The 18,260-nt window shown below is 47.4% G+C and carries 20 protein-coding genes and 5 tRNA genes; 11 read left to right on the top strand and 14 right to left on the bottom strand.

The features are described 5' to 3' along the window. Position 1 precedes the first annotated feature (1 nt). The 13 genes from QL234_RS14975 to QL234_RS14915 form a co-directional block, all read right to left on the bottom strand. Positions 2-76 (bottom strand) — tRNA-Gln (locus QL234_RS14975). 31 nt (positions 77-107) lie between these two features. Further along, positions 108-192: transfer RNA gene (locus QL234_RS14970), tRNA-Leu, on the bottom strand. Between the two features lie 79 nt (positions 193-271). After that, positions 272-346: transfer RNA gene (locus QL234_RS14965), tRNA-Gln, on the bottom strand. A 41-nt stretch (positions 347-387) separates the two neighbouring features. Next, positions 388-472 (bottom strand) — tRNA-Leu (locus QL234_RS14960). 27 nt (positions 473-499) lie between these two features. Beyond that, positions 500-576 (bottom strand) — tRNA-Met (locus tag QL234_RS14955). A 279-nt stretch (positions 577-855) separates the two neighbouring features. Beyond that, entirely contained in the window at positions 856-1,206 is a 351-nt protein-coding gene (locus tag QL234_RS14950; RefSeq protein WP_281558622.1) for a DUF3718 domain-containing protein, read from the bottom strand. Between the two features lie 315 nt (positions 1,207-1,521). Then, positions 1,522-2,613 carry a redox-regulated ATPase YchF gene (gene ychF, locus QL234_RS14945; protein WP_281558621.1) on the bottom strand — a complete coding sequence of 364 codons (1,092 nt, stop codon included), beginning with the start codon at positions 2,611-2,613 and terminating at the stop codon, positions 1,522-1,524. Positions 2,614-2,683: 70 nt separating this feature from the next. Beyond that, positions 2,684-3,274, bottom strand: a complete 591-nt coding sequence (pth, locus tag QL234_RS14940) for an aminoacyl-tRNA hydrolase (protein ID WP_281558620.1) — start codon at positions 3,272-3,274, stop codon at positions 2,684-2,686. Between the two features lie 19 nt (positions 3,275-3,293). Beyond that, on the bottom strand, positions 3,294-3,917 hold the full coding sequence (locus tag QL234_RS14935) for a 50S ribosomal protein L25/general stress protein Ctc (RefSeq protein WP_281558619.1): 624 nt from the start codon (positions 3,915-3,917) through the stop codon (positions 3,294-3,296). 263 nt (positions 3,918-4,180) lie between these two features. Further along, positions 4,181-5,128 carry a ribose-phosphate pyrophosphokinase gene (locus tag QL234_RS14930; RefSeq protein ID WP_084692473.1) on the bottom strand — a complete coding sequence of 316 codons (948 nt, stop codon included), beginning with the start codon at positions 5,126-5,128 and terminating at the stop codon, positions 4,181-4,183. Between the two features lie 162 nt (positions 5,129-5,290). Beyond that, positions 5,291-6,208: a 4-(cytidine 5'-diphospho)-2-C-methyl-D-erythritol kinase gene (gene ispE / locus QL234_RS14925; protein ID WP_281558618.1), complete on the bottom strand. Its 918-nt coding sequence runs from the start codon at positions 6,206-6,208 to the stop codon at positions 5,291-5,293. Positions 6,209-6,211: 3 nt separating this feature from the next. After that, positions 6,212-6,841 (bottom strand): lipoprotein insertase outer membrane protein LolB, encoded by a 630-nt coding sequence (lolB, locus tag QL234_RS14920; RefSeq protein ID WP_281558617.1) that lies wholly within the window; start codon positions 6,839-6,841, stop codon positions 6,212-6,214. 103 nt (positions 6,842-6,944) lie between these two features. After that, a complete protein-coding gene (locus tag QL234_RS14915) occupies positions 6,945-7,166 on the bottom strand; it encodes a hypothetical protein (protein ID WP_281558632.1) in 222 nt (73 codons plus the stop codon). Between QL234_RS14915 and hemA the strand changes: the two genes are divergently transcribed. From hemA to kdsA, 7 genes are all read left to right on the top strand, one after another. After that, a complete protein-coding gene (hemA, locus tag QL234_RS14910; protein WP_281558616.1) occupies positions 7,137-8,402 on the top strand; it encodes a glutamyl-tRNA reductase in 1,266 nt (421 codons plus the stop codon). The two genes, QL234_RS14915 and hemA, sit on opposite strands and share 30 nt — an antisense overlap. Positions 8,403-8,601: 199 nt before the next feature. After that, positions 8,602-9,693: a peptide chain release factor 1 gene (prfA, locus tag QL234_RS14905; RefSeq protein WP_281558615.1), complete on the top strand. Its 1,092-nt coding sequence runs from the start codon at positions 8,602-8,604 to the stop codon at positions 9,691-9,693. Positions 9,694-9,767: 74 nt separating this feature from the next. Further along, on the top strand, positions 9,768-10,631 hold the full coding sequence (prmC, locus tag QL234_RS14900) for a peptide chain release factor N(5)-glutamine methyltransferase (RefSeq protein WP_281558614.1): 864 nt from the start codon (positions 9,768-9,770) through the stop codon (positions 10,629-10,631). 10 nt (positions 10,632-10,641) lie between these two features. Further along, positions 10,642-11,010: a SirB2 family protein gene (locus QL234_RS14895; protein ID WP_281558613.1), complete on the top strand. Its 369-nt coding sequence runs from the start codon at positions 10,642-10,644 to the stop codon at positions 11,008-11,010. Between the two features lie 128 nt (positions 11,011-11,138). Beyond that, positions 11,139-11,939, top strand: coding sequence for a tetratricopeptide repeat protein (locus QL234_RS14890; RefSeq protein WP_281558612.1), 801 nt, complete (start codon positions 11,139-11,141; stop codon positions 11,937-11,939). Between the two features lie 22 nt (positions 11,940-11,961). Further along, positions 11,962-13,233, top strand: coding sequence for a DUF819 family protein (locus QL234_RS14885; protein ID WP_281558611.1), 1,272 nt, complete (start codon positions 11,962-11,964; stop codon positions 13,231-13,233). A gap of 121 nt (positions 13,234-13,354) precedes the next feature. Then, positions 13,355-14,200 carry a 3-deoxy-8-phosphooctulonate synthase gene (kdsA, locus tag QL234_RS14880; protein WP_281558610.1) on the top strand — a complete coding sequence of 282 codons (846 nt, stop codon included), beginning with the start codon at positions 13,355-13,357 and terminating at the stop codon, positions 14,198-14,200. Positions 14,201-14,464: 264 nt separating this feature from the next. Here kdsA and QL234_RS14875 read toward each other — a convergent pair whose 3' ends face one another. Further along, a complete protein-coding gene (locus QL234_RS14875) occupies positions 14,465-14,734 on the bottom strand; it encodes a hypothetical protein (protein ID WP_281558609.1) in 270 nt (89 codons plus the stop codon). Between the two features lie 312 nt (positions 14,735-15,046). On the opposite strand from QL234_RS14875, the gene QL234_RS14870 reads away from it, so the two are divergent. The 4 genes from QL234_RS14870 (at position 15,047) to rlmM (ending at position 18,109) form a co-directional block, all read left to right on the top strand. Further along, complete coding sequence (locus QL234_RS14870; RefSeq protein ID WP_281558608.1) at positions 15,047-15,955, top strand: transcriptional regulator GcvA; 909 nt, start codon at positions 15,047-15,049, stop codon at positions 15,953-15,955. A 63-nt stretch (positions 15,956-16,018) separates the two neighbouring features. Beyond that, positions 16,019-16,660 carry an alpha/beta family hydrolase gene (locus tag QL234_RS14865; RefSeq protein WP_281558607.1) on the top strand — a complete coding sequence of 214 codons (642 nt, stop codon included), beginning with the start codon at positions 16,019-16,021 and terminating at the stop codon, positions 16,658-16,660. Beyond that, positions 16,647-17,027, top strand: a complete 381-nt coding sequence (locus tag QL234_RS14860) for a DUF423 domain-containing protein (protein ID WP_281558606.1) — start codon at positions 16,647-16,649, stop codon at positions 17,025-17,027. Before QL234_RS14865 ends, QL234_RS14860 begins: the two co-directional genes overlap by 14 nt. Next, a complete protein-coding gene (gene rlmM, locus QL234_RS14855) occupies positions 17,024-18,109 on the top strand; it encodes a 23S rRNA (cytidine(2498)-2'-O)-methyltransferase RlmM (RefSeq protein WP_281558605.1) in 1,086 nt (361 codons plus the stop codon). Before QL234_RS14860 ends, rlmM begins: the two co-directional genes overlap by 4 nt. The last annotated feature ends 151 nt before the right edge of the window (positions 18,110-18,260 follow it).

Below are 18,260 nucleotides of genomic sequence, written 5' to 3'. Positions count from 1 at the left end.
GTGGCTGGGGTACAAGGATTTGAACCTTGGAATGACGGGATCAAAACCCGCTGCCTTACCGCTTGGCTATACCCCAACAATATCATTTAGTGCAACCAGTTTATAAATGGTACGGGAGGAGAGACTTGAACTCTCACATCTCGCGATACTGGAACCTAAATCCAGCGCGTCTACCAATTCCGCCACTCCCGCATTTCGATTAATTCATAAAAATGAAATAATCTGGTAGTTATTACATTGTACTTTCGACTCTTTATTAAGAAAAAGAAAGTGGCTGGGGTACAAGGATTTGAACCTTGGAATGACGGGATCAAAACCCGCTGCCTTACCGCTTGGCTATACCCCAACAATGTAATTAAGGTTGCAACCTAAGTTGCCATATAGTAATGGTACGGGAGGAGAGACTTGAACTCTCACATCTCGCGATACTGGAACCTAAATCCAGCGCGTCTACCAATTCCGCCACTCCCGCGTACTATATGTTTTTACTGAGAAAGAATGGTGGCTACACCGGGATTTGAACCTGGGACCCCATCATTATGAGTGATGTGCTCTAACCAGCTGAGCTATGTAGCCTTTCCAATCTTGCCTCTCAGCAAGTGGCGCGTATTATGCAAATCTCATTGACCTACGTCAACCGTTTTTTTAGAAATAATCTCACTTTTTATTTGTTCGGTGAAACTCTGTTCGATTTGCTGGAGAACTAGGCAAAACTGAGGTTTTTGATCGGTTTTTCCCGGGACATAAGGCTGGAAATAACCTGGGGGATAAGTCGTGAAATATAAGGGGGTAAACAGGGTGGCAGCTCCGGCATTGGGTTAACCTGCCGCTTGCCACCCGAAAAGCAAAACTAAACTAGTTAACGCGTTTTTCTGCTACGCCGCCAAGGTGGGCGGAGTGTTTTTTAATGGCTTCCAGGTTTTCGGCTACTACTTTAACGGGTAATTTGTTGATAATTAATTCTCCGGTATCGAGTGCATTGGATGAGGCTGCAAATTCCAAAAGGTTTTGGCCGTTACATTTTAGTCCGTCAAATATGGAACGAATTTTCAGTTTGCGATCTTTAAGGAAAGATCTTAAACGCCTTTTATCATTAACAGAGACATATTCACACACACGTAATGAAAAGCTGTCATTCGCGCTGGCTTGCGGGGCGAAAGAAACTGATGCGGCTAATAGGCTCGTCACTAATAAAATATTCTTCATTTGTTCACCATAGTTTTAGTAAGTTTTTGCATTGATGCCATTTGAGTCTAACACAGAATTTTACTGGTCGTGCAGCTGATTTTTTACTTTGAAACCAAGCGCTTAATCTTTGCACTGTTTTTGTTGTAATTTTGTGTTGTTTTTTGGTAATAAAATGTTATTTGTTGATGTAAGGTGCTGAAAGATAAAGATGTTTGTAAATATGGAAATTTTCAGGAATTATTTCGGATAATAGCTAAATAAAGCAGGGGAGAGAAAGTCTTTGGGGGAGGGGCTTCAGGGCACGGCATGTGCCCTGAATATTTAGGTCATTAATTAGACATTAAAGCGGAAGTGCACCACATCGCCGTCTTTCACCGGGTATTCTTTACCTTCAAGACGCCATTTACCGGCTTCCTTGGCGCCGGCTTCACCGTTAAATTCGATAAAGTCGTCGTAAGAAATCACTTCGGCGCGGATAAAACCTTTTTCAAAGTCGGTATGGATCACACCGGCGGCTTGTGGCGCGGTGGCATTGACTTTTACTGTCCAGGCGCGGACTTCTTTAACACCGGCGGTGAAGTAGGTTTGCAGGTGCAGCAGCGAGTAACCGGAATTGATCACCCGGTTCAGGCCCGGCTCTTCAATGCCCATGTCTGCCATAAACTCGTCGCGCTCTTCGTCGTCAAGTTCGGCAATTTCACTTTCAATTTCCGCACAAACCGGTACTACCACGGCGCCTTCTTCTTCAGCGATGGCACGGACCTGATCTAAATAAGGGTTGTTTTCAAAACCATCGTCATTGACATTGGCAATATACATGGTCGGTTTGATGGTTAAGAAGTTAAGATATTTAACCGCGGCTTTTTCTTCTTTGCTTAAATCCAAAGAACGTACCATGTGGCCGTCTTCAACGTGCTTAAGGATTTTTTCCAGTACCGGCAGTTCAAATTTAGCGTCTTTGTCGCCGCCTTTGGCACGTTTGGCCTGACGGACGATGGCGCGCTCTGCGGTGTCCATATCGGCTAATGCTAATTCGGTGTTGATAACGTCGATATCTTCACCCGGGTTAACATTGCCGGCTACATGCACGATATTTTCGTTTTCAAAACAGCGTACCACGTGACCGATAGCATCGGTTTCACGGATGTTGGCCAGGAATTTGTTACCTAAACCTTCGCCTTTGGAGGCACCGGCAACCAGACCTGCGATATCAACAAACTCCATGGTAGTGGGGATAACACGCTCTGGGTTAACAATTTTCGCCAACTTGTCTAAACGCGGATCCGGTACGGGTACCACACCTGTGTTAGGTTCAATGGTACAGAATGGAAAGTTTGCGGCTTCAATACCCGCTTTGGTGAGTGCGTTGAACAGGGTTGATTTACCTACGTTGGGTAAGCCAACAATACCACATTTAAATCCCATGATGTTTACCTATAGTTTTCAGCGCTTGTTAATCAGAGCGCGAATGTTGATCTGAAGTTCTGTTTTGGAGTTATTGCGCTTTAAAAGAGTGCAGACGATTTTGCGCTTTCTTGAGATCGTCTTTTTGCCAGATTTCGAAACAGCGGCCGGCTTCATCAATTGCCTGTTCTATTTGCCCCTGTTCACCGGCGGGCGCTTTACCCAATACATGTCCGGTTACCCGATCGCGATGGCCGGGATGACCTATGCCTATTCGCAACCGATAAAATTCTTTGTTGTTCGCCATACGGCTGATGATATCACGCAGACCGTTATGTCCGCCGTGACCGCCGCCTTTTTTGATTTTGCAAATACCCGGGTCCATGTCGAGTTCATCATGGGCAACGAGCATATTCTCTACCGGAATACGGAAAAAATTGGCAAGTGGCGCCACTGCCTGACCGCTACGGTTCATAAAGGTCGTGGGAATAAGCAAGTGCACTAAGGTATCGCCGATTTGGCCTTTACCATAGAGTCCAAAGTATTTTTTTTCCGGGCGGAGGGAAATATTGTAACGCTTGCTCAGTTCTTCAACGAACCAGACACCAGCGTTATGGCGGGTTTTGGTATATTCGGGGCCTGGATTACCCAGGCCCACAACTAATTGAATATTAGTTTCCAAGAGATGATCTCGTTAACTATTATTCAGCAGCTTCTTCAGCTTCGCCTTCGCCTTCTGCGTCGTCAGCTTTGCCTTTAGGAGCGTTAGCAGTAACAACGGCTTGGTCGTGGCTTTCACCTTTGGCTAATTCGTCAGAAGTAACGCCTTCCGGGAATTTAACGTCTGATAAGTGAAGCGTTTGACCTACTTCCAAGTCGGCTAAGTCAACTTCGATGAACTCAGGTAAGTTGGCTGGCAGACAAGAAATGGCAATTTCAGTTACGTGGTGAGCAATAGTAGCACCGGCTTTGCTTACGTTCTCTTCGTTGATGAAGTGAACTGGCACGTTAGTGTGAACGGCTTTTTTAGCATCTACACGTAGGAAATCCATGTGCATTACTAATTCTTTGTGCGGGTGACGCTGCATGTCTTTGATCAGAACTTCAACGCTCTTGCCGTCAACATTCAGGTTTAAAACGTGAGAGTAAAACGCTTCTTCCTGCTGTGCACGCCATACTTTGTTGTGTGCTAAAGTGATAGATACTGGCTCTTCGCCTAAACCGTAGATGATGGCTGGAACTTTGTTAGCGTGACGTAGGCGGCGGCTCGCACCTTTCCCCAGGTCAGTACGTACTTCAGCATCTAAAGTGAATAAATCAGTCATTTTCAATACTCTTTATTTAAAATTAATGTTCATTGTTTTTTGCGACCAAAAACAATGCGATTGCCTTTTTATTGGCAGCTTTTATTGAAAATAAATGCTTACCGGTTAAAAAAGGCGCGGCATAATAACATTTACCCGGGACAATAGCTATTAATCTTGCGAGTAATTATGGCTAAATGCTTAAGCAAATAATCCGCAGGTAATAAAAAAGCACCCTGAGGTGCTTTAAATGTCAGATCTAAAAGACTGAATTAGCCGTCAGCTTAACCGTCAAACATGGCAGAGATAGACTCTTCATTGCTTACCCGGCGAATCGCTTCGGATAACATGCCGCTTAACGTCAGCTGGCGCACTTTACCCAAGGCTTTGATTTCATCCGTCAGCGGGATGGAGTCGGTAACTACCACTTCATCAATCACTGAGTTTTCCAGGTTTTGAGCGGCATTACCGGAGAATACCGGGTGAGTGGCATAGGCAAATACCCGCTTGGCACCGTGCTCTTTCAGCGCTTCCGCTGCTTTGGCTAAAGTACCGCCGGTATCTATCATATCGTCAACGATAAAACAGTCGCGGTCTTTAACATCACCGATAATGTGCATTACCTGGGCAACATTGGCCTTGGGGCGACGCTTATCGATAATGGCCAGGTCGGCATCTTCCAATAATTTGGCTACCGCACGCGCACGTACCACGCCGCCGATATCGGGAGAAACCACCACAGGGCGCTCAATTTGTCTTTCCAGCATGTCTTCCAGCAGGATAGGGGTACCAAAGACGTTGTCTACCGGTACATCAAAGAAGCCCTGGATTTGCTCCGCGTGCAGGTCGACGGTTAAGACCCGGTCAACACCTACGCTGGAAAGGAAGTCGGCGACGACTTTTGCTGTAATCGGGACGCGGGCACTGCGTACGCGTCTATCCTGGCGTGCATAACCAAAATAGGGCATTACTGCTGTGATACGTCCGGCTGAAGCTCTTCGTAAGGCATCAACCATAACAATAAGCTCCATTAAGTTATTGTTGGTTGGTGCACAAGTTGATTGAACAATAAAGACATCCGCTCCGCGGACATTTTCATTGATTTCGACACTAATCTCACCATCACTAAAACTCCCGACCTTGGCATCGCCTAAGGTAATATAAAGGCGATTAGCAACTTGTTCGGCCAGTTCAGGGGTGGCGTTACCCGCAAAAATCTTCATGTCAGGCACTGTCAGTTCCTCAGAAACTTTTGACATTAAAATATGACGCTATGCAGTAGCAATTAACCAAAAGCGAATGAACGCTGATGGTAACTACTAGTACTAGCAAATTAATAACATTTATCCAGTGTTCATTTTACCAACATACGTGGTATTTGTTTGAGTTTTTATTCACTCATTAAGGCTCAATGCTTCAATCACCGGTATTAACGGCGATTGGTTGATACCTTTTGCTACAAAAGATTCAATCCCTTCAGGGAGTTGAGCCTGAATGCGGCAAGCCTCAGCTTTAGAGTCGAAGCGCGAGAAGATACAAGCGCCGGTTCCCGTCATTTGAGACGGCGCGTATTCTAGCAACCAAGACAGTAATTTGGCAACCTCGGGATAGTGTTTTATCACCATTACCTGGCAATCGTTATGGCAGGCATCTAGGTCTGCGCTTTGGGCTAATTGCCGGTCGGTATTGCGGGGCAGGTCATCGGAGGTAAATACGCTGACGGTGGAGATGCTGCAGTCGGGTTTACTGACTAAATACCAGTATTCTTCGGGATCCCTTGGGGTGAGCTTTTCACCGACCCCTTCGGCGTAGGCGGCAAAACCGTGAATAAATACCGGCACATCGGCCCCTAAGGCTAAACCTAAAGCGGCGAGTTTTTCCGTGCTGAGCTTAAGCTGCCATAACGCATTGAGTGCCAGCAGTACGGTGGCGGCATTGGAAGAGCCGCCGCCGAGTCCGCCGCCCATGGGCAGCACTTTATTAATTTTAATTTCGGCTCCGGGTAAGTTTGTCTGTCCCAAAGCTTTTGCTTCGCGTTGCAGCATAGTGGCGGCTTTGACTATCAGGTTATCTTCTGCGGCTACCCCGGCAATCGGGGTTAATAAGGTTATGTTGCCACAGTCGGTGACTTTTATCTCCAGGGTATCGCCATAGTCGAGGAACTGAAACAGGGTTTGCAGTTCATGGTAGCCGTCGCTGCGGCGGCCGACGACATGTAAAAATAAGTTGAGTTTTGCCGGTGACGGAAACTGGTGAAACTTATTATCTAAAGATAAGTTGTCCGGGGAAGTGTTGTCTACGGGTAAAGCCATGGTTTACAGGGTCCACTTTTTCACGAGAATTTTGATATTGAGCTCTGCCTGGGTGATGGTAAATTTAGTCGCCAGGCGGTGTTGGTTGACCAGCTGGTAGTTTTGGTACTCTACCGACCATAGGCGGTTGTCATACAAGCTGGTGAGTTTGGTCGGCAAGCGGGTGACGCTGTCATAACTGAGTTTATCCTGGGGCAGGTAAGCCAGGCCTTTGAGCCAGTAGCTTAATGCCCGGGTCGGCAAGGTCAGCCCGGTAAGGGAGTAGATCAGGGCGTCAAGGTCTTCGCTGTGATATTCTTCGCCGTCCACTTCCAGGACATGGCGGCCGTTGTCGGACTCCAGGTGCAGGACATTGATACCCAGCGGCGCGGTCAGATCCAGGCGCTGGCGGGTATTGTCGTTATCATCTTGCTCATAAAGCCAGTTTAACGAGGCGCTTTCGCGTTTACCTGCCTGGATAAAGGCGATCCGTCCCAATATTTTCCATTTGTTTAAAGCCGAAAGTTGTTGATTTCTTTCACTGATTTTCTGAGTTAGGCTAGAATCAGAGGGAACTGGCGGTTGAACCGCGCAGCCACTGAGCCATATAAGCAGTAGTGAGACGGGTAATAAGCGTTGCAGGCGGATGATCATGTGCTCTTGTCGTTATGGTATGAATGACTATTTGAACACAGAACAAGAGGTGCTTTCAATCACGGCGGATATTTCGTAAAATTACCGCGTTATTTGTTTCAGATTAAAGTATCAGATGCAAAAATGGCGGATAATCGCCGTGATGATATTTATCTGGTGTATTTTTCAAAGCAGATGATAAATGTCCTTGTGGGGTTTTAGCCGCGCAAAAAAGACTGAAATGATATTGTGGTAAAGCCGGCATCTGCCGATGGCGCCTTTGCCATATTTTAACTGAGGCTGAATATTTAGCATTATGTCCATAGTAGCTGTTGGTATTAATCATAAAACTGCACCCGTTGCGGTCAGGGAAAAGATTTCTTTTAGTCCTGATCATTTAACTCAAGCCCTGCAGGAAATGCTTGCTTCTGTACAATGTCGCGAAGCTGCTATTTTATCTACCTGTAACCGCACCGAGTTATACCTGGTACAGGATGGCGATATGGCCCAGACCCAGGAGCGCATCGTGCGCTGGCTGGAAAGCTATCACCAGGTGCCGGGGGCGACCATTTCCCCGAGTTTGTATTGGCATCAGGACAAGGCCGCGGTCAATCATATGATGCGCGTGGCCTGTGGCTTGGACTCCCTGGTATTGGGGGAGCCGCAAATTCTCGGGCAAATGAAACAGGCCTACAGTCAGGCAAAAGCCGCAGATTCTATGGCGCTGGTCATGGATCGCCTGTTCCAGCGTACTTTCGGGGTGGCAAAACAGGTCAGGACAGAAACCGAAATCGGCGCCAGTGCCGTCTCTGTTGCTTTTGCTGCGGTGAATTTAGCCAAACATATTTTTGCCAACCTGAAAAAGGTCCGGGTGCTGCTGGTCGGCGCCGGGGAAACCATTGAACTGGTGGCGAAACATTTATATGAGAATAATGTCGGAAATATTACCGTTGCCAACCGTACTCTGGCCCGGGCAGAGGGCATGGCGGAGCAGGTCGGCGCGGATGTTATCACCCTGGCGCAGATCCCGGAACAAATCAGCAATGCCGATATTGTCATCAGCTCAACCGGTTCGACCTTACCTATTATAGGTAAAGGCATGGTGGAACATGCGCTTGAGCAACGCAAGCACCAGCCTATTTTTATGGTAGACCTGGCGGTGCCGCGGGATATCGAAGAGCAGGTGGCGGAGCTTGAAGACGTGTTCTTATATACGGTGGATGACCTGCAGGGCATTATTGCCAAGAATATCGCCAACCGCCGTAAAGCTGCGGTACAGGCAGAAGGCATGGTTAATACCCAAACCGACAGCTTTATGGCCTGGTTAAGGGGATTAAATACCCAGGATGCGGTGCTCAGTTACCGTAACCAATGTCAGGAGCACAGAGATGTCTTGATTGAAAAGGCACTGTTGCAGCTCAAAGGCGATAAAAATCCCGAGGCGGTAGTGGCGGAGCTGGCCACCAAACTCACCAATAAACTGATGCATGCCCCCACCAGTGCGTTACAATCGGCGGCCCAGGGCGGTGATTTGGATAAGCTGATTTACCTGAGAGATATTTTCAACCTGGATCAAAAGTAGACATTTTTCCCGCTAAACCGACCGGTTGTCAGCTTTGTTCAGAGAAACAAATGACTTTGATGGCCGGTATTTCCGCTGATTTCCCCGTGAAAAGCTAATTATTTGAGAAATAACCAAGGAAATAGCTGCGACTTACCCCCCGACTAGATATACTAGGTGCATTGCTAGCACATATTATCGAATTTAAAAGTATTATTTAATGAAAAAGTCAGTTTACCATAAGCTTGAAGTGTTAATGGAACGCTTTGAGGAAGTACAGGCTTTATTATCCGATCCCGAGACCATAGCGGATCAGGATAAATTTAAAGCCTTATCCAAAGAATTCTCCCAACTTGAAGAAGTGACCTCGGTTTTCACCGCCTATAAAGATGCGGAAAATGATTTCGCCACCGCCGAAGAAATGCTGAAAGACGATGATCCCGATATGCGGGATATGGCGCAGGAAGAGTTTAAGGGCGCGAAAGAGGCATTGGAAAACCTGGAAAGCGAGTTACAAATTCTGTTGCTGCCTAAAGATCCCAATGACGACAACAACTGTTTCGTGGAGATCCGTGCCGGTGCCGGTGGTGATGAAGCGGCGATTTTTGCCGGTGATATCTTCCGTATGTACAGCCGTTATGCCGAAAAGCAGGGCTGGCGCATCGAATTGATGAATGCCAATGAAAGCGAGCAGGGCGGTTTTAAAGAAATTATCGCCAAAATCGTCGGTGAAGGGGTTTACGGCCAGATGAAATTTGAGTCCGGCGGTCACCGGGTACAAAGGGTACCGGAAACCGAATCCCAGGGACGGGTACATACCTCGGCCTGTACCGTAGTGGTGATGCCGGAAATTCCCGAATCGGAAGCCATTGAAATCAATAAGGCCGACTTGAAAGTCGATACCTTCAGGGCATCGGGCGCCGGTGGACAGCACGTTAACAAAACCGACTCCGCCATTCGTATTACCCATATTCCTACCGGTGTCGTGGTGGAATGTCAGGATCAGCGTTCCCAGCATAAAAACCGCGCCCAGGCGATGTCGGTCTTGCAGGCAAGATTACAGCAGGCAGAAGACGATAAGCGCCGCAGCGAAGAAGAATCTTCCCGTCGTAGCCTGGTGGCCAGTGGCGACCGCTCCGAGCGGATCCGTACCTATAACTATCCCCAGGGGCGGATGACAGATCACCGCATTAATTTAACCTTGTACCGGTTAAATGAAGTGATCGAAGGTAACTTACAGCTGGTAATGGAGCCTATTTTACAGGAAAACCAGGCGGATCTGCTGGCAGCCCTGGCGGAGCAAAACGATTAATCGGTTAATATCGTTAATCGCACCGTTAATTGCCGGCCCCAGTTTCAGTGAGTGTTAATACTTTGCAAACATCCATGTGTAATGCGCCCCTTGCCCGGTTAGTTGAGCAGGGGGCGGCTTTGTTGCTTGAAACCTCCGACAGTGCCAAGCTCGATGCCCAGGTCTTGTTGTGTCATGTGCTGGGCAAAGAGCTCAGCTATTTGCATACCTGGCCGGAAAAAATCATTGCCGATGAGGTGTTTGAGCATTTTACCCGGCTGCTTGAGCGCAGACAAAACGGCGAGCCGGTAGCATATATTACCGGCATAAAAGAGTTCTGGTCGCTGCCGTTAAAAGTATCTCCTGCCACTTTGATCCCCAGACCCGATACTGAGGTACTGGTAGAGCAAGTGCTGGCGTGTCATCCGCAAAATAAGCTAAACTGCCTGGATCTCGGTACCGGCACCGGGGCAATTGCCCTGGCTTTGGCCTCGGAGCAGCCGGGTTGGCAACTTGATGCGGTGGACTTTAATGCCGATGCGGTGATGCTTGCCCGGGAAAATGCCCGGCAGTTAAAGCTGGAGCGGGTCAATATCTACCAAAGTGACTGGTTCAAGCAGGTAGCAAAGGATAAAAAGTTCGAGGTTATCGTCTCTAATCCCCCCTATATCGATGGCGGGGATAAACATCTCAGTGAAGGAGATGTGCGCTTTGAACCTGAAACGGCGCTGGTGGCGGCAGAAAACGGCCTGGCGGATATTATCACCATAGCCACCGGGGCCAAAGATTATTTGACCGACGGCGGCAGCCTCTATTTTGAGCATGGTTTTGAGCAGGGACAGGCGGTCCGCAAGATTTTAACCGATTTAGGTTATACGGATGCCAAAACCACTAAAGACTTTGCCGGTAATGACAGGATCACCCAGGCAAACTGGATAATTAATAAACTTAAAAATTAAAGGAATTATTATGATGTTCAAACATCTTCATATGACACTTGCGGTGCTGAGCATTGCCTTGTTTACCTTACGTTTTGTCTGGACGTTAACCGAGTCGGCCTGGTTAACGAAAAAAGTCGTTAAAATTACCCCGCATGTCATTGATACCTTGCTGCTGGCCTTAGGTGTCGCCATGGCGGTGAAGCTGATGATCAACCCGCTGGAGCAGTTATGGCTGGGAGAGAAGCTATTGGCGGTGGTTGCCTATATCTTTACCGGCTACTATACCTTGAAACTGGCCAGAAACCGTATGATGCAGTTCATTGGTTACCTGGGGGCCATGGGGTGGGTGATGCTGGTTTTTCGCCTGGCCATGACCAAAGAAACCATGTTTTTATAGGGCTTAATAAGAAAAAGCCGTTGCCAAGGGCATTTTGACTTTAAAAATGCCGATTAATCCCCATAGAAGAGGATTAATTCGCGATAGCTGACTTTTTTGCTGTTTTTTATAGTAAACAAATAAATTAAATGAATGACTTGTTGTTGTCCGAGATAAAATCGGATGAAAAAGATTTAATCCAGTCGGTGGTGTTACTCGAAGAGCATATTTTTGCTTCTTCCGGTATTTTCGCCGATGCCCTGGATAAACTGATCAAAGAATGCCTGGCGGTTATTGAAGAAATAGACGAGCCGCTGGAGCAGGTAGAGCAACTGATCAATGAATTGTTTGTTCGCCATCTGTTTCTGGATGAATACCGGGATTTTTGGCCGTTAACCGGCCACCGCCTGGAGTCCGGTATTCATTTTCGCGCCCTGGCGCCGAGTTTAAAAGTGATCCTGATCCATCACATCATCACCGAATGCGGCTTTGACGTCGATATTATCTATGTACCGGAAAAGAATATGATCCGCGTGGTGTGTGATGATATCTATGCCATTATTTTCGACCCGGTGACCGGTGAATCCCTGAACTGGCATGAGCTGGATAAACGCATGGACGATATCGAAGGGGATCCGAGCCAGCAGGAGCTGCTGCCGATCAGCCACAAGAGTTTGTTGCTGGATCATATCACTTCAATTAAAAATGCCCTGATTCGCGAACAGGTATTTGACTTGGCGCTCAAATGTGTCGATGTTTTACTGGCGATGCGCCCGGATGACCCGTTTGAGCGCAGAGATCGCGGCTTTTTATTACATCAGCTCGATTGTTTTAAAGTGGCTTACGACGACTACCGGTTTTTTGTTGAGCAATGCCCCAAGGACCCGGCGGCTCAGCTGCTGAAATTACAACTAGATAACATACGTATTGCCGATACCGTAATACATTAATAATAAGAACCACGGAGAAATTATGTCTGCAGCAAATCTGACTGAAGCTGTTCACCATGCCCCGATGATCACCAATGATGCGACTATCATGGGTTTTCTGGCAATCATGCTGGGATTGGTGTTTTACACCGCCCACAGCACCAATAGTTTTTGGAAGAAGTTTTATAGCGTAGTACCTGCGGTACTGGTGTGTTACTTTTTACCCTCGCTGTTAAACACCTTCGGCGTGGTTAACGGCGAAGAGTCCAAGCTTTATTACGTTGCTTCCCGTTATTTATTGCCTGCCTGTCTGGTGTTGCTGACCTTAAGCGTCGATTTAAAGGCCATTATGGGGCTTGGCAGTAAAGCGATTATTTTATTCTTTACCGGTACCATAGGTATTGTTATCGGCGGACCTATTGCGATATTGGTTGTTTCTGCTATCAGTCCTGAGCTGCTTGGCGTACAAGGCCCTGAAGCGGTATGGCGCGGTATGACCACGGTTGCAGGTAGCTGGATTGGCGGTAGTGCCAACCAGGCGGCAATGAAGGAAATTTATGAAGCCGGCGATCAGATCTTCTCCGCCATGGTGACGGTAGATGTTATTGTTGCCAACTTATGGATGGCGGTACTGCTGATCATGGCATCCAAGGCGAAAACCATAGATGCGAAGACCGGCGCCGATGTCAGTGCTATTGATGCATTAAAAGAGAAGGTGGAAAACTTCCACCAGCAGCATTCACGTATCGCCACTTTACCTGATTTGATGATCATCCTGGCTATCGGTTTAGGTGTTACCGGCTTTGCTCATTTGTTTGCCGATACCGTGACCCCGTATTTCGTTGAAAACCATCCTGACTTAAAGAATTTCAGTTTCCACAGTAAATTCTTCTGGATGATCATTTTTGCCACTACCGTTGGTATTATTTTATCTTTTACCCGGGTAAGGGAGCTTGAAGGAGCCGGTGCTTCCAAAGTGGGCTCAGCCTTCCTTTATGTGCTTATCGCCACTATCGGTATGAAGATGGATGTGACTATGATTGCCGATGCGCCTATCTACTTTGTCATCGGTATTATCTGGATGTTGATCCATGCCAGCTTGATGCTGGTGGTTGCTAAGCTTATTAAGGCGCCGCTGTTTTATATGGCAGTAGGTAGCCAGGCGAATGTCGGCGGTGCGGCTTCGGCCCCTGTGGTGGCTTCAACTTTCCACCCGTCGCTGGCGCCGGTAGGTGTCTTGTTGGCCGTGCTTGGTTATACCGTAGGAACTTATATGGCCTGGTTATGCGGACAGATATTACAAGCCATCTCCTAAGTTTCCGCGTTTAAAATATCCGTTAAAAGTGCTTATTTATACTTATAAATAAGCACTTTTGCTTTATGCTAAGGCATAAATCAAAATGCAAAGTTTTTCTTTTTATCAATAAGGAGCCCCCATGGGTTTACAATCAATTCAGTTAGCCGATATCGAGGTTGCTAACGACAAACCATTTGTGTTGTTCGGCGGCATGAATGTTCTTGAGTCCCGCGATCTGGCGATGAAAATTGCCGAGCATTATGTTCAAGTGACACAAAAGCTCGGCATTCCTTATGTGTTTAAGGCCTCTTTTGATAAAGCCAACCGTTCATCCGTGCACTCATACCGGGGACCGGGTATGGAGGAAGGCTTAAAAATATTCGAAGAAATTAAACAGACCTTTAATGTGCCTGTGATCACCGACGTCCATGAACCCCACCAGGCACAGCCGGTGGCAGATGTCGTCGATGTTATCCAGTTACCGGCTTTTTTGGCGCGCCAGACCGATTTAGTGGTGGCCATGGCCAAGACCAATGCCATTATCAATGTGAAAAAGCCCCAGTTCCTGGCGGCCCATGAAATGCGCCACATCATTAAGAAGTTCTCGGAAGCCGGCAATGAAAAAGTGATCTTGTGTGAGCGCGGCAGCTGCTATGGTTATAACAACCTGGTGGTGGATATGCTGGCGATGGAAGAAATGAAAAACTATGCGCCGGTGATTTTTGATGCCACCCATGCGTTGCAACGCCCTGGTGGCCGCAGCGACAGTGCCGATGGCCGTCGTGCTCAGGCAGCCCAGTTAGCCCGCAGCGGTATGGCGCTGGGTCTGGCAGGTTTGTTTATCGAAGCACATCCGGATCCTGATAATGCCAAATGTGACGGCCCCTGTGCTTTGCCGTTAGACAAGCTTGAGCCTTATTTGGCGCAAATGAAAGCCATAGATGACTTGGTGAAGAGTTTTGAGCCCCTGGTCACCGGCGACTAGCCCCTGAGATCTACAGGAGCGGGTTTCTGCCCGCTCTTGCTATATATTCTTCCTTTACCGACAAACCGCTTAATTTCGCTTTTCTAGCCCTTTAAAGCCCATGTTGGCTCTCTTCTTGCCCTGAAGCCTTGTGATAAGGAAAATTTCAGGCATTGCTGCGCTTTTGTATCCATTGGATTGCAGCATACCTTTTTCTGGACATAAAAAAAGGTGTCTGTGACACCTTTTATTTCGACTTTTTGCCTGCGGGTGATATTCTGGAGCTTATTCAGAAATCATCTCGCTTTTAGCAAGGTTAGCGGTAGTATTTCTAGCATTAACGCGCTCTTGCTTGGCTAATAATGCCTGAGCTGTTTGCTGTGCGCTGACAAAGCTTACCGGGGTCAGTTTGATTGAATCGGCAAGGCTAACCTTGATTTGATTCATGACTTCGTTGTGGTTGATAGTGTCGGCTTTTACCAGCTCCAGTGCCTGGGCTGAAGTAATGCTAAAGAAAGCGATGGCTAATACAGAGATTTTTTGTGCTAATTTCATAATGGTACCTGTTTAAATAACGTCAATGATCCTTATAGATGTTTCACGGACCTGTAACTAGCTCTGCAGAAGGTGGGTTGGGAAACACTTTCTGCTTATTGCCCATCTATTAATGGGTTAGTGATGAAGTCCTTCATCTACGGTGCAAATAATAATCTAGTTGTAGCCAAATGAAAAATGACTATTTATAATGTTATTCATTAGAAAAACTAATGAATAGTAAGTTGGCGGCAAAGTTAAAAACTTTCAGACGTTCGACATGAATAAACATCACATAAACGTGAATAATCATATATAACACATAGGACAATTTTGGCTAATAGACTCCCACCCCTCAATGCCTTACGAGCTTTTGAAGCCTCGGCGAGGCAATTAAGTTTTACCCGGGCTGCCGAAGAATTATTTGTGACCCAGGCGGCGATCAGCCACCAGATCAAATCATTGGAAGAGCATTTGGGTATTAAGTTATTTATGCGAAAAAATCGTGCCTTGCTGCTGACCGAAGAAGGGCAGGCTTATTTTCTCGACATAAAAGATATTTTCACTTCCATCAACGATGCCACCGAGCGTTTGCTTGCCCGGGGGGCGAAAGGGGCGATCACGGTAAGTTTACAGCCAAGCTTTGCTATTCAGTGGCTGGTGCCGCGTTTGACGGCGTTTAATGTCTTGCATCCGGATATTGATGTCAGGATCAAGGCGGTTGATCAGCCGGATAACTCTTTAACCGAAGATGTTGATGTCGCCATTTATAACGGCCGCGGCCGTTGGCCCAATGTGCATGCCGATCAATTGCATACCGAATACCTGGTGCCGGTTTGTTCTCCTTTGCTGCTCAGTGGCAAAAAACCGCTGTATACAGTCAATGACCTGGCCCAGCATACCTTGTTGCACGATACCTCGCGCCGGGACTGGAAACGCTGGTTTAAAGAGGTTGGGGTTAAAGGCATGAATGTTAACCACGGCCCTATTTTCAGTCACTCTTCCATGGTATTGCAGGCAGCAATCCACGGACAGGGGGTGGCACTGGCCCATAGCGTACTGGCAAAGCCGGATATCGACTCCGGCCGCCTGGTACAGCCTTTTAATGATGTGCTGATCAGTAAAAATGCTTATTACATTGTGTGCCGCGAGCATCAGCTTGATATAGGTAAGATAGCCGCCTTTCGCGATTGGGTGCTTGATACTGTGGCCGAAGAGCAGGATGACGGCCTTATGCTGTAAAAGCCGATATTAAACTTATCAAAATGAGTGAATCAATCGCCGGATATAATAAGTGAAGAACCAATGACAATGATAACAACTAAACACAATTTCGTGGAAAGCCCTAAGGCGATGGTGATTTTGGCCCATGGCGCCGGCGCCGATATGGACCATACGTTTATGGAAAAAATGACGGCTTTATTAAATAGCCGCCGGATAAATGTCTTGCGCTTTAATTTTCCCTATATGGATAAGCGCCGCGTCGATGGCAAACGTTATCCGCCGGATCGCATGCCCAAGTTGCTTGACTGCTATCGTGAGGTTATCAAGCAGCAAGCAGGCGCCTTGCCGGTTTTTCTTGCCGGGAAATCTATGGGCAGCCGGGTAGGGGCAACGCTGGCAGGGGAGGCTTTAGCTCAGCCCGGGCAAATAAAGGGGGTGATCTGTTTAGGTTATCCTTTTCATCCGCAAAAAAAGCCGGAAAAATTGCGGCTTGAACCGCTGCAACAGACCTTGTTGCCGGCTTTGATAGTGCAGGGGGAGCGCGATGCCCTGGGCTCGAAGGATGAAATTGCCGGTTATGCGTTATCTGAGTTATGCCAGCTGGTTTTTCTGCCCGATGGCGATCATGATCTCAAACCCAGGGTTAAGTCAGGTTTTAGCCATGAACAGCATATGCAAAGTGCCGCCGATGAAATACTGAGGTTTATTGATGAAAAAATTTGATTTTCTCACCCCCTGGCGGATTTTTATTGGTATCAGCGGCTGTTTTTCAGTATTATTCGGCGCCTGGTTGGCGCATGGCGGACAACATCTGCCACTCGATATCCAAAGTCGCCTGGCAAATGCGCTGCAATATCAGTTTATTCATACCCTTGCCTTATTGGCTGCTATGGTTTGGTATAGCAGGTTGCCCTCTCGTCCCTTGCTGGCGGCAGGCGCTTGTTTTGTGCTCGGTATTTTGTGTTTTAGCGGTAGTTTATACGCTAAAACCTTCTTTGATCTTGCCATGATAGGCAAACTCGCTCCCATGGGCGGGATATTATTAGCGTCGGGCTGGTTGCTGCTGGCGTTTGCAGGTAAAACGAAATGAAGACTTCGATTGTATTATATTGCCGCCCCGGCTTTGAAAAAGAGTGTGGCGCCGAAATCCAGGAAAAAGCTGCCTGGAACGAGGTATATGGTTATCTTGAGCTGACAAAAAACCAGGGGCTGGTTTATTTTCACTTAAACAACCCGGAAGAAGGGGATGCCCTGATGGAGCGCATGCCGCTAAAACGGCTGATTTTCGCCCGCCAATGGTTTCTGACCTTAACCGAGAGAATCGAACTGCCGGATTATAATCGGGTAGAGGCGATCATCGAGGCGCTGGGCAGTGAGTGGCAATATGCAGATTTACGTATGGAAACGCCGGATACCAATGACGGTAAGGAATTATCCAAGTTTTGCCGCAAACTGGCGGTACCGCTGCGCCAGGCATTAAGGAAAAACAAAATCCTGACGGAAAAAGGCGATAAAGACGGCGCTGTTTTACATGCCTTGTTTTTAAGCGGCAAAGAAGTGATGCTCGGTTATTCCTTAGGCCATAATACCTCTTCTCATGTGATGGGGATTCCGAGATTAAAGTTCCCGAGCCAGTCGCCAAGCCGTTCAACCTTGAAGCTTGACGAAGCCTTTTTATATTTCATCCCAAAAGATGAGTGGGAAACCCGGTTAACCTCCGGCATGAATGCGGTTGATTTAGGCTCGGCTCCCGGCGGCTGGACCTATCAGCTGGTGCGCCGCGGTATGATGGTAACGGCGGTTGACAATGGCCCTATGGCAGACTCCATTATGGAAACCGGCCAGGTGAAGCATCGTATGATGGACGGCTTTAAGTTTGTTCCCGCTAAGCAAAATGTTTACTGGTTGGTGTGTGACATGGTGGAAAAACCCCAGCGGGTGGCCTGGCTGATGGCGCAATGGCTGTTAAAGGGTTATTGCAAAGAAGCTATGTTCAACCTGAAATTGCCGATGAAAGGCCGTTATCAGGAAATTACGAAGAACCTGCAGAGCATCAAAGATCTCTTTGCGGAAAATAATGTGAAATATGAGCTTTATGCCAAGCACCTTTATTATGACCGTGAAGAAGTGACGGTACATGCGCGGTTATTATCGCCTGTGCCCCAGCATTAGTTTGCTTTGATGGATGAACTGGGCTATTCCTGCTCATCCATGAACCCATGATATTGCTTACAGGATGTAAGTAATTAGCTTACGTCAGGAACAAGTAAGCTGACCGTTCATCCTAAACATGGTCATTTCTGTTCATCCATGAACCCATGAC

It is taken from the genome of Thalassomonas sp. RHCl1 (genome assembly GCF_947387555.1).
Lineage (GTDB): Bacteria > Pseudomonadota > Gammaproteobacteria > Enterobacterales > Alteromonadaceae > Thalassomonas.
This window is presented reverse-complemented; position numbering and strand designations above follow the sequence as displayed.